This window comes from Nostoc sp. FACHB-280, assembly GCF_014697615.1.
Lineage (GTDB): Bacteria > Cyanobacteriota > Cyanobacteriia > Cyanobacteriales > Nostocaceae > Nostoc_B.
Genome location: NZ_JACJSD010000068.1, coordinates 17,550 through 29,273 on the forward strand (window position 1 = coordinate 17,550; position 11,724 = coordinate 29,273).

Here is an 11,724-nt window from a genome sequence, read left to right on the forward strand (position 1 = left end):
AATTCCAAAATAGTCCGTTTGGATGAAAGTCTTGCTCTAGACAAACAAAGTCTGCCTAGGCAGACAAGTTTAGTTTGTCTATTAACGATTTTCATCTTCCAGTATTCATTCCGAAATCTAATGTATTTATTTCTGAGAGTGAATCTAGTGATTAAAATCACTCTCAGAAGATTTTTGGTTATAATTATGCTTCTTTTCAGGCAAAATATGGTGCCTAAGACTGTTATCTATTTTTAGGTAAATGCTCTCAGAATTCAGGTAGATGCAGCGACGTACTTGAATCAAATATAACTACCATCATATTAATTGTCAATTAATTTACAGGAAAATCATTCTTGGCTACTTAACAGAACCAAATTTTTAACTGTCAATGTAGAGATTACGATATTCATCAATTAAATTACAATGAATTTTCGAGACTTGTCCTAGTATTTACTATCTAAATCAATAACCAGAAAATACTTTTATTTCTAACATAGTAATTATACGGACATAGAAATACAGAAGTTTATAGAAAAAAGCACTATTTACCAAATGTGGATGACTGATAAATATTCCACAACAGACGATAGCTAAATAATTTTTACCTAGTAATTAAATCATTCATTGCCAAATTTTAATTTAAAGATTTTAAAAAAGATAAGCAAGTAAAAGTGAATTCCTCGCTATTTTAGCATACTTAAAAATCAAATACCTTTCATTGATTCTTGAATTTATCTAAGTATGACCACCCTAGTTGTTTGGGAAATAAACAGCGACAGTAAGTATTAACAAGTAAGAAATAATCATTCAGCTTGTAGCTCTTATCCTTGCGCCAATACATATTATTTCCTATTTACTCGGTAGATAAACATTATTAATAGTCATCAGGAACACTGCCATGTTAGAGTTAACCCTTGAAAATAAGAAAACATTTAAGTCTCAAGTCACACTTGAAAAAATTCTCAAAGATTCTGCATATTCCCGAAGAGAATCCCAAAACAAAAGTTTTCCTTCTTTACAAATTGCTGATGTTATTGGCAGAGCTTTTATTATTGCCTATAAGGAACAAACTAATTTACTAGAAACATCCTTGATTAAGGAAGGGTTACAGTGTGAAGTCCTCAGACAGAGACACCAACCGCAATATAAACATTTTTCTCCCAGTTATCTCTGTTTACTCAATCACTTAAGAGCTTGGCAAATAGCAGCCAGGGAAAATCAACCCACTTTAATTGTTGAGGCAGATTTTGTACCTGTTGTTGGGTTTGGCAAACTTCCCCTACCTTTTAACCCTTATCAAACTGATGTGGGCATGTGTTGGCTATATACTTGTGCATCTCAAATATATAGTGTTTCTGCTGATGGCTATGCAGAAGGTTTTTCTGTATCAACCGTTGCTTACGTTGTTACTCCCCAAGGAGCAGCACAATTAATTAAGTTTGCAGAAGAACTCATAAATAACTTGGAGCCTAATGCTTATTCTACTTGGGATACTTATCTTGATAGTTTTCTTCGTCGTCACAAGTTAAAAAACTATATTCCCTTCCGCAATTATGGAGAGCATGGCGGCTTACCTAATTTAGAACATTCTCGTCACGGATTAAGTAAAACTCATAGAGCAGATGTGCTATGTAATCGACTGGCTTTTACGCCGATGTATGCTACAAATCAAGGCGTAAATTATTTCACTTTCTTCTCAGTGAGGCTACAAGCAAGAATAAAAGGAATAGCACGGTTACTAACAGGTAAATTTCTCCGCTTACCAGTTCTAAAAGGTTCTAAAGTGCCTACTAGGTTAGCTAATTTTGCTATTTGCAGACAACTTTTCCTTTATATCTAGGGTTTGTTGAAAAAGTTCTTGGGTGGGGGTAGGAAACAAGTAACAGTTTCACCCCTATTGACAACTTTAATTTACAGTTCCTAAATTACTGAAGATTTCAATTAAATTACCATCGGGGTCACGAAAATGAGCAGTGCGGAGTCCCCAAGTTGGACGGTCTAAAGGTTGGGTGACAACTGTCACGTTGCGTTCTTTGAGTTTTTCGTACACTTCATCAACGTTATCAACGGCGAAAATCAAAGCCATTTTATTGTGACAGTCTGAAGCTGAAGGTAAATAAGCACTGGGAATTGCTTCCGCCATAAAATCTTTTCTAAATAAGGCTAATTTGAGGTTATCTCCGGTGTGTAACTCAGCATAGCCGCTATTTTCATCGCCCCAATCAATCCAAAAGCCCAGCACGTCACGGTAGAAGAAGAAACAATCTTTGTAGTTGTTTACTAACAGCCTGATATGTGTTAACTGAATCATGATAAAGTATGATGTCTATTAGTGAATATACAGCCTTCGTTACTGAGGTTAGAACAGTCTTAATTTCTCAAAGCCTTGAATTTAACTGGTTAATACTCAGCACTTTGCTCTACTAACTGTGAATTCTCGGCTCTGGATGCAAGTTTACCAGGAGATCGCTTTCAACAATTGCTAACTCATTAAGTCTTTGCTGGACGATTTGGCGATCAAAGTAAGTATCTGCTAAAACCCAGTATGTACCAAAGTGTCTGGCTTCTGAGGCCATTAAGCTTTTATAAAATTTAGCTAATTGCGGTTCTGGACAATGTGCAGCTAACAGTCCTAGTCTTTCGTGACTGCGGGCTTCAATTAAGCCGGTGACGAGTAAGGAATCTAAAAAACGCTCTGGTTCGTTGGGACGGACTGCGGCTTTTAAACCTGCACCATAAGGAGGCGGCGATAAGGGTGCAAGGGGAATTTTGCGACGTTCTAGCCACTGGTTGACAAGTTCAAAGTGTTCTAATTCTTCACGGGCGATCGCAGTTAATTCCCTGACCATTTTAGTATTAGAAGGATAGCGAAACATAAAATTTAACGCCACCCCTGCGGCTTTGCGTTCGCAGTGGGAATGGTCAAGCAAAATAATATCTAAATTTGCGATCGCTTGTTCTACCCAAGCATCAGAGGTGGGTTGCTTGAGGACGTTGATAGTCGGTAATCCAGAAGTAAGCACAGGCTAAAACAATAAAAATGGCAATCCTGCTGAGTATCCCAGCAACTCGATTGTAATAGCGAATGGGGCGAATTAGGGTGTGCGATCGCTGGAGAAACTTAAAAGCTGTAGGGGTGTAGTCAAGAAAACAGGAGACAAGGGAGACAAGGAGGACAAGGGAGAGATAGGTTTGTAAATTATTGAGGATTGCTATATTTTTATGGTGATTAATATTTATTTTTCAGAACCTATACTTATTCAAAAATAGAACTGACTATTGATTAGTGACAAAATTTTAAGTAAATCACCAAAGCATAGAAATTTTCCTATGTTGTTACAGAAACATTGTGGTTGAAGTTTATCAATCCTACTTTCTTAGGAGAAATTATCTATATGCTTTGGTGCTTTTGTAGCGGATATTTCCGCCATAAGGGTAAAAGTAAAGGGCTTATAAACAATATAATAGCCATTCAGAAATTACTGTATCAGCCCACACAGTTTTTTGAGATTACTGAATAAATTTTGTCTAGTGATCCCCATGTCAAGAAAAGTGTATATTTTTGCCAACTTTGGCTGATTAATTATCATGAATTCTTTGTATCGATTCATAACTAAATACAAAATTTTACCAAGCTATTGGTTGGCGATCGCGGAAAAATCCTCCAGTCTCACCATCATCTGGAAGGGTTGCCAGCCATACGATTGTATCAACCCCTTGTTCTGGTGTACGTGGTGCATTTGCGCCACCCATATCAGTTTTCACCCAACCAGGACATACAGAATTAACTAATATATTTGTGCCAACTAATTCACTAGCAAAAATTCGGGTGACGGCATTTAAAGCTGTTTTAGAAATGCGGTATCCAGGGGAACCTCCCTCCATATCTGTTAACTGTCCCATCCCTGAAGAAACATTCACGATTCTCCCATAATTACGTTCTTTCATTAAGGGAATTAATGCTTGGGTAACACGCACTACACCAAAAACATTTGTATCAATTGTTGTCTGCAAAGTATCAATTTTTGTATTTAGAATACTGTTGCTTCCTGCTTCAGTATCAATATAGATACCAGCATTATTTACCAGTGCATCAACTTTGCCAAACTGCTGCCGAATAAACTCAGCTAAACTTTGACTACTTTCATTACTGCTAACATCCAAAGGATAAGCAATGACATCTAAACCCTCAGCCTGTAACTTTTGCGCTGCGGCTTGACCTTTAGCTTCTTCCCGGCTAGTGAGAATTACTTTATAGCCTTGTTTAGCTAATTGACGAGAGGCTTCAAAGCCTAAACCACGATTTCCACCAGTGACGACGGCAATTTTTTGGTTTGTACTCATGGTGATTTTCTCCACATCAGACTTTTAGGGTGGCAACTTTTAAAATACAAGGGGTAAAGCGAGAATACACCCATCATTTGACAGAAAGGAATAATCAATGGAAGAAGGCTCACTTCTCCTGCGGAGACGCTAACGCGAACGACTGCGCTCAGTGAGCAGAAGATATGGTGTGTATACTCAGCACTTTACTATACTGAAATCTGCATCAATGCCCAAATTACACCTGCGGTAACTAGTGGCACACTGAGGTTATCTGTACCGTGGGGTGAGATGGCTTCAACTAAAGTGGCGAAACTCGCACTAATTAACGCTGTTAACAAAGCTTTGCTCACACTCAAAGGTACAGCAAAAGGACTCAAAAAAGAACCGGGTAAAAATATCAGTACCAAAAATATTGCTGTTGTGCTGGCTAAAAACATCGCCAGTGAACCTTCCCAAGAACGTACAGATGAACCGATTTGGTATTTATGTTGTCCAAAACTTTTACCAATTAATGCGGCTAAAGCATCTCCCCAAGTCATAGCCATAATTCCAGCCACAGCAATGGGGACATGATCAACTGAATTATCTGGTCGCCAGAATAACCCAAAAAGTAGCGTGACTGAAATTGCAAAATAAACTGTCCCTGGGGAACTATCTTCAGTATCCATTGCACCGATAATTCGATAACGGTAAAGCAAATAGTTAACACCGATAAAGGTAGCGAAGGGAATAATCCCAATTTGCCATTGTTTAAACAGCAGCAGTACACCAAAAATCCACATTCCGGCGCTGATGTGGATAACTTTGCGAGTTAAGTCTGGCTGAATACCACAAAATTTTCGCAGTCCTTCACCAAGGGCTAATAAACTTATAGCGTAGGTGTAAGAAGCGGCTAGTCCAATCAGATCAGCGTTGGTCATTTGTCACTGGTCAAGGGTCAATGATTAATAGTTATTTTCGCTTTTATTGCCTTGACATAGAATGAGATTTCGGAATTAACTGCAAAGTTGTCGCTGTGTGCGCTTTAATAGTCTCATTTTCCCAAAGCATCTGATGATATTCAATTTTCTGCCAAGGTTCTACCATATCTACATAATGTTGATGAAAGGCATGTCCAGATTGTCCGGGTGTATGAATGGCAAGTGATTGATCTAAGTTGCCCAAGTCTACTATCATCCGCAAAGAAGGAATATCGGTAACTTCAAAAGATTTATTCGCTCGCCAACGATTAGCATTAACAGTTTCACCATTCCCCGCCGTTGCAAAAGCACCACGATTAAATAATGCTTCAAGTAGGGGAACACCAGATTTACCTAATGTTGCATGACGGAAAGTAATCGTATGCAATTTCCCCCAATTCCATTTTTGTGCATCTTTACCTTGAAGTTTCTCTAATTCTGTCACCGCATCTTTTAAAGCTTGCTGCAAAATTTGGTCACGGTTTTCTCTTTGTGGTGTTTTACTGTTATCCCACCAAAAACTATTAGGCTGATTGACTAAATTCTGTACGACAGCATACCAGCGATCGCCACCATCAGGATAAAATTCACTTGGTAACTGGTCATGAAAAGTTTCTGCTAACAAATGTTTCCAAAAAACTTCAAATAAGGCTGCGGCTGGTGATGACATTTCTAGCTGGAAATTCCAATCTATTAGTAACTTTCGTGCTGTTTCTAATCTCTGGTTATCCAAAGATATATTCTGCAACAATGGCACTAAAATTTGTGCAGTTAAATTTTTATTATCTCCTTGAATTTCCTGCACATCTTGAATGGAAATGTCTTGAGTTTGTTGGTTAATCATTTCTGTAATTCGCGCCGCCCGATAGCCATAGACCCAATCGGTTGTAATCACATAAGGATAGTTTTCTGCTACCAAATTATTAGCCGTAGCAATATAGCCTTGTTGGGGATTAAAGCTATAGGGTAACTTGGCAAAATCAATATAGCTTTGCCATTCATGTTCATCTGTCCAACCTGGAACCGGATAACGCCCATTTCCCTGAGTGCGAATGGGCATTTTACCGGGCATTTGATAGCCAATATTGCCATCAATATCTGCATAAACTAAATTTTGAGCAGCTATATCAAAATCCTTCGCCGCAGCGCGAAATTCTGGCCAATTTTGGGCGCGGTTTATACCAGTAATGGAGTAGGCTAATCTCGAAGGTTCTAAAGCTGTCCAACGCAAAGCGACAGCATATTGTTGTGGGACTTGGACTGATGGCTGCGGTTGAAATTTTTGCAAATTGGGTGAAACATCGGAAAGAATCGGCCCGTGTCGCGTGTAGCGGACTGTGTGCAGTATTGGCTGACTACCTGCAACTTGGATAGTTTGTGGAACAAGCTGCATATCTACCCATTTCCCGTTAACTTCGTACTGATTGGGATTATTGGGATTGATTTTTTCAATGTATAAATCCATCACATCAGATTGTACGTTAGTCACACCCCAAGCAATGCGATCGCTATGACCAATAATCACTCCTAACATTCCCGCAAAGGAAAAACCAGCCACGTTATAAGGACATTCAGCATTCTTGTTAATACAATGCAATCCCACTTCATACCAAATCGAAGGAATCTGTACAGCTAAATGTGGATCATTAGCCAAAATTGGTTTCTTAGTAACTGTGCGTTCACCAGATATTACCCAGTTATTAGAACCGATACCAACTCCCGTTGCACCGATGAGGTTTTCCAACGCTTTGATTGCGGGGATAGTGGATTTTAGAGTAGAGGCGATCGCAATTGGGAAATTAGGTGGTAAATTTTCTTTGACTTTATCAACTGGCTCAGTTTGCAACTCTGGCAAAATTACAGGTAAATTTTTGGGATAAGGTGGAAACAATTCTTCAACCTGCTGTGGTGACAGACTTTTTAACAAAATAGTCCGTTCAATTTCACTTTGAAAATTCCTCCCCAAATCGTAAGCCATCACTTTACCCCAAGTTAAAGAGTGTAGGGGTTGCCAAGGTTCCGGTTTATAGCGGGGATTCAGTAACTGCAACACAGCATATTCTAAACTCAAGGCGCTACCTTGATGGTCTGCCAAATAAGCATTCACACCGTCAGCATAGGCTTGCAAATCAGCTTGCATCTGCCCATCCATTTGTTGAATTTCTTGCTGTGCTACTCTGTCCCAACCCATTGTCCGCAGATATTTATCTGTTTCTACCTGGGACTGACCAAAAATTTCTGCCAGCCGCCCAGAACCAATATGTCGCCAAAAGTCCATTTGCCAAAATCTGTCTTGGGCGTGTGTGTAACCCTGTGCCATGAATAAATCATGGGTATTACTGGCATATATATGGGGAACTCCCCATTGATCTCGCTGGACTGTCACCTCTGCTTTTAGTCCAGGTAGGGGAATTGTGCCGTTTACTTGGGGAAAAGAACGCCGCACAGTATAAATGGCAAATCCTCCTACCAATAGCCCCAATCCTAGCAGCGTAATTACGATAAGTTGGAGTCCTTGGCGTAACCAACGTTTTTTTCTGCTTTTGATATATGAGTAGCGTGGATTCATGGAGGAGTCTTGCCAATTTTATTACTGGGACAAATTGTCCTAGTAATTGGCAGTTTGGGGAATTTTTCTTTTCAATCGTTTACATCAGGACTTGAAAGTGGGGAGTGCGTCAATCATTAACTTTTATGCCATGAGCTATTGACAGGTATATATTGTAAACCTAATATTTAGTTTATCTAATTATAAGAGAGTAGATAAACTTGTGACAGGACTGACAGAAAAAGCAAATCGGTCGGAAATACCTGCCAGCATACCGAAACCGATTATTTTAGAAACCCAAGGACTCACACGCCGCTTTGGTAAGGTTACGGCGGTTGACGACCTTAGCATCTCTGTAGAACAAGGGGAAGTTTTTGGCTTACTGGGGCCGAATGGTGCTGGTAAGAGTACCGTAATTAAAATGTTGACGACTTTGTTACCTAGCAGTGCAGGGAAAGCAACCTTAGCCGGCTATGATATCACCCATCAATCTACACCTGTGAGAAGGGTGATTGGCTATGTACCGCAAGCCCTTTCTGCTGATGGTAGCCTCACCGGTTACGAAAATCTGTTGATATTTGCCAAGTTGTATGAAATTCCTACCAAGCATCGAGAACGATACATCAAGGAAATTCTGGCATTTATGGGTTTAGCAGATGCCACCCATCGCTTAGTCAGAAATTACTCTGGTGGGATGATTCGCAAACTAGAAATAGCTCAATCGATTTTGCATCAGCCGCAAATTTTGTTTTTAGATGAACCTACAGTCGGACTCGATCCCCTTGCACGCACTCAAGTTTGGCAATTGGTACAGAAACTTTGTACTGATTTTGGCACCACGATATTTTTAACTACGCACTTTTTAGAAGAAGCCGATAATCTTTGTGACCGAGTAGTAATTATGCAGCGCGGCGCAGAAATTACCCAAGGCGCACCCAAAGACCTCAAAGCCTCACTCGGTAAGCCGAATGCAACTTTAGATGATGTCTTTATTCATTACACAGGCGACCAATTAGTATCAGGAGTTAACTACCGTGACACAGCAAGAACCAGGCGTACTGCTCAACGGTTGGGTTAGAACCAAAGCGACGCGCAAGCATAATTTTATCTCTGCAATTAGTGAGTTAATTATCAAAACATTGGCGATCGCAGAACTCGAAGTTCGCAAACTCCGCCATGATCCCACCGATTTAGCCGTGAGAGCTGTCCAGCCAGCACTATGGTTACTTATATTCGGGCAAGTCTTCTCCAAAATTAGAGCCATCCCAACTGGGGGAAATCTGCCTTATTTAGATTTTATGACCGCAGGGATTTTGGCGCAGAGTGTTTTGTTTGTCGCCATTTTCACTGGGGGAATGACTTTAATTTGGGAACGGGATTTAGGAATTGTGCATAAATTCTTAGCCAGTCCGACACCCCGCGTTGCAATGGTATTAGGTAAAGCAGTGGCTTGTGGAGTCCGGTGCTTGTCACAGGTATTTATTATTTACGGACTGGCATTTTTATTAGGGGTCAAGCTGAATTTACATCCCTTGGCAATTATCCAAGTCTTACTGATTGTGTTTATGGGTGCGGGATGTTTTTGTATTTTTTCCCTGATTATTGGTTGTTTGGTAAAAACCAGAGAACGCATGACGGGGATTGGACAGTTATTAACTATGCCATTGTTTTTTGCCAGTAATGCGATTTATCCGATTTCCTTAATGCCAAACTGGCTAAAATTTATTTCTCACATCAACCCCTTAACTTATGAAGTTGATGCTTTACGCGGCAAAATGCTACTCAACGGTACAAGTCTTTATGGATTTAGTCTGGATTGTACAATTCTCCTACTAACATTAATAATATTAACCCTCATCTGTGGCAAACTTTATCCACGGGTGGCGATGTAACTAGGAGAATAACTAGCCCATGAAGCTCGATAAACCCTCACATGCTGCTACTTCTGAAGAATGTGCAGCCAAAGTCATGGAGACCATTCCATTAGTGATGCGGTTTATCAGGAAGGAGATGCGAGCGCATAACGCCGGGTTTTTGTCAATTCCCCAGTTGCGATCGCTGGCATTTATCAACCGCAATCCTGGTGGTTCACTATCTGGTTTAGCAGAACATCTTGGTGTCACCTCAGCCACAGCTTCCGCGACCATAGAACGGCTAGTACAGCGCAACTTAGTACAACGCGAACATCATCCCCAAGAGCGACGGCGGATAGTTCTCAACTTAACTGACGAGGGTAAGTACCATCTTCAGCAATCCCTCAATCATACTCGCGCTCAAATTGCTGACATTCTCAATAATTTGTCAGCCGAGGAATATTCTCAGATTGAACAAGGGTTAACCTTCTTAAAAAATGTCTTCGATCAAACGGAAATTAACTCCTAACAGCAATCAGGCTGAAAAACACGATCCCTTTGCAGCTTTAAGATTCCGCGACTATAGATTGTTTACCATTGGGCGCTTGCTGCTATTTATTGGCTCGCAAATGCAAACAGTCGCTATCGGCTGGGAACTGTATGAACGGACTGATTCAGCTTTGGCTTTAGGCGGTGTGGGACTGGCCCAAGTCTTACCAATTATTGCCCTCACCTTAGTTGCAGGAGATTTAGCTGATCGCCGCGATCGCAAAATCACTGTTTTAGCTTCAGTCATTTTACTCGCTCTCTGTTCCCTGACTTTAGGAGTACTTTCCTATACTAAGGGCGCAGTATTTTTAATTTATGCCTGCTTAGTATTATCTGGCGTTGCTAGAGCATTTCTCAAACCGGCGGGTGATGCTTTAATGTGGCAGTTAATACCTGTGAGTGCTTTTACCAATGCTGCCACTTGGAATAGTAGTAGCTTTCAGTTAGCCTCAGTGATTGGCCCCGCTTTGGGTGGTTTTGGCATTGCTTTACTGGGAAGTGCTACAGGGGTATATATATTAGCTGCGATCGCAGCTTTTTTATGTTTCTGTCTCACAGCCACAATTAAAGAGCAAAAAAATATTCGCGCTAAAGAACCACTTTCTTTGCAAGCACTCTCCGCCGGCGTGAAATTTCTCTGGGAGAATCAGTTAATTTTAGCCGCCATTACCTTAGATATGTTTGCGGTGTTATTTGGTGGTGCGATCGCACTACTGCCGATTTTTGCCAAAGATATCTTACGTGTCGGCCCAGTGGAATTAGGATATATGCAAGCCGCCCCTTCTATTGGGGCATTAATTATGGCTGTGAGTTTGGCCTATCTACCCCCATTACGCAAAGCCGGGCCAGCCTTACTTTGGTCAGTTGTTGGCTTTGGCGTGGTTACAATTATTTTTGGTCTGTCCCGTTGGTTTTTGCTATCCCTACTCATGTTGGTGTTGAGTGGGGCGTTAGATAGTATTAGTGTGGTGATTCGCCATACTTTAGTCCAAATTAAAACACCCGATCATTTACGTGGTCGGGTAGCGGCAATTAATAGCGTATTTATCAGTGCTTCTAACGAGTTGGGTGGTTTTGAATCTGGTCTAGCTGCGGCCATATTTGGCCCCATTGCGGCGGTTGTTGGTGGCGGAGTTGGCACAATTTTAGTAGTGCTGGCAGTAGCTAAGATTTGGCCGGGTATGGTTAAACTTGGGGCATTGGAAGAATTAGGTTAGAGGTTACTTAGAGGTTAGAGGAAATATTTTAAGCAACGCCACATTTTCTAACTAGCTAGGACTTACGCAAAAACCCTCTCGAATCCTCTTAACTTCGTGTCCTTTGCGCCCTTTGTGGTTCGTTTTTTCATGATTCTGCGTAAGTCCTGCTAGCCTCTAATCCCTGAAGGGGTGACAGAGAAGTTATAAAGCAGACTGGATAAGAGTCATAGCCCGTAAACCTTGCTGAAAATAGGGTAGTTTATGGGGCTTGAGGCGCATCAATTCATCAGCTAAATCAGCCCAAAATT

Annotated in this window: 10 protein-coding genes; 5 read left to right on the forward strand and 5 right to left on the reverse strand. The window is 40.8% G+C overall.

Annotated elements, in window-relative coordinates; genetic code table 11:
* Positions 1-880 precede the first annotated feature (880 nt).
* On the forward strand, positions 881-1,822 hold the full coding sequence (locus H6G75_RS30100; RefSeq protein WP_199338082.1) for an LPS biosynthesis glycosyltransferase: 942 nt from the start codon (positions 881-883) through the stop codon (positions 1,820-1,822).
* Between the two features lie 66 nt (positions 1,823-1,888).
* Here H6G75_RS30100 and H6G75_RS30105 read toward each other — a convergent pair whose 3' ends face one another.
* The 5 genes from H6G75_RS30105 to H6G75_RS30125 all read right to left on the reverse strand — a co-directional run bounded on the left by H6G75_RS30105 (position 1,889) and on the right by H6G75_RS30125 (position 7,836).
* Positions 1,889-2,296 carry a VOC family protein gene (locus H6G75_RS30105; protein ID WP_190983579.1) on the reverse strand — a complete coding sequence of 136 codons (408 nt, stop codon included), beginning with the start codon at positions 2,294-2,296 and terminating at the stop codon, positions 1,889-1,891.
* 109 nt (positions 2,297-2,405) lie between these two features.
* A complete protein-coding gene (locus H6G75_RS30110) occupies positions 2,406-3,005 on the reverse strand; it encodes a tRNA-(ms[2]io[6]A)-hydroxylase (RefSeq protein WP_190983570.1) in 600 nt (199 codons plus the stop codon).
* 604 nt (positions 3,006-3,609) lie between these two features.
* Entirely contained in the window at positions 3,610-4,326 is a 717-nt protein-coding gene (locus H6G75_RS30115) for an SDR family oxidoreductase (RefSeq protein WP_190983571.1), read from the reverse strand.
* A gap of 188 nt (positions 4,327-4,514) precedes the next feature.
* Positions 4,515-5,228: a diacylglycerol/polyprenol kinase family protein gene (locus tag H6G75_RS30120; RefSeq protein ID WP_190983572.1), complete on the reverse strand. Its 714-nt coding sequence runs from the start codon at positions 5,226-5,228 to the stop codon at positions 4,515-4,517.
* Positions 5,229-5,271: 43 nt separating this feature from the next.
* Positions 5,272-7,836 carry a penicillin acylase family protein gene (locus H6G75_RS30125; protein ID WP_190983573.1) on the reverse strand — a complete coding sequence of 855 codons (2,565 nt, stop codon included), beginning with the start codon at positions 7,834-7,836 and terminating at the stop codon, positions 5,272-5,274.
* A gap of 202 nt (positions 7,837-8,038) precedes the next feature.
* Here H6G75_RS30125 and H6G75_RS30130 point away from each other — a divergent pair, with 202 nt between their 5' ends.
* Genes H6G75_RS30130 through H6G75_RS30145 form a run of 4 tightly spaced genes read left to right on the forward strand, consistent with a single transcriptional unit; the run spans position 8,039 to position 11,434 of the window.
* Positions 8,039-8,893: an ATP-binding cassette domain-containing protein gene (locus H6G75_RS30130; protein ID WP_190983574.1), complete on the forward strand. Its 855-nt coding sequence runs from the start codon at positions 8,039-8,041 to the stop codon at positions 8,891-8,893.
* The gene (locus H6G75_RS30135) at positions 8,850-9,707 is read left to right on the forward strand and encodes an ABC transporter permease (protein WP_190983575.1); all 858 of its coding nucleotides are present in this window, start codon (positions 8,850-8,852) and stop codon (positions 9,705-9,707) included. The genes H6G75_RS30130 and H6G75_RS30135 overlap by 44 nt, the downstream gene beginning before the upstream one ends.
* A 19-nt stretch (positions 9,708-9,726) precedes the next feature.
* Entirely contained in the window at positions 9,727-10,197 is a 471-nt protein-coding gene (locus H6G75_RS30140) for a MarR family winged helix-turn-helix transcriptional regulator (RefSeq protein ID WP_190983576.1), read from the forward strand.
* Entirely contained in the window at positions 10,166-11,434 is a 1,269-nt protein-coding gene (locus H6G75_RS30145; RefSeq protein ID WP_190983577.1) for an MFS transporter, read from the forward strand. Before H6G75_RS30140 ends, H6G75_RS30145 begins: the two co-directional genes overlap by 32 nt.
* Positions 11,435-11,724 lie beyond the last annotated feature (290 nt).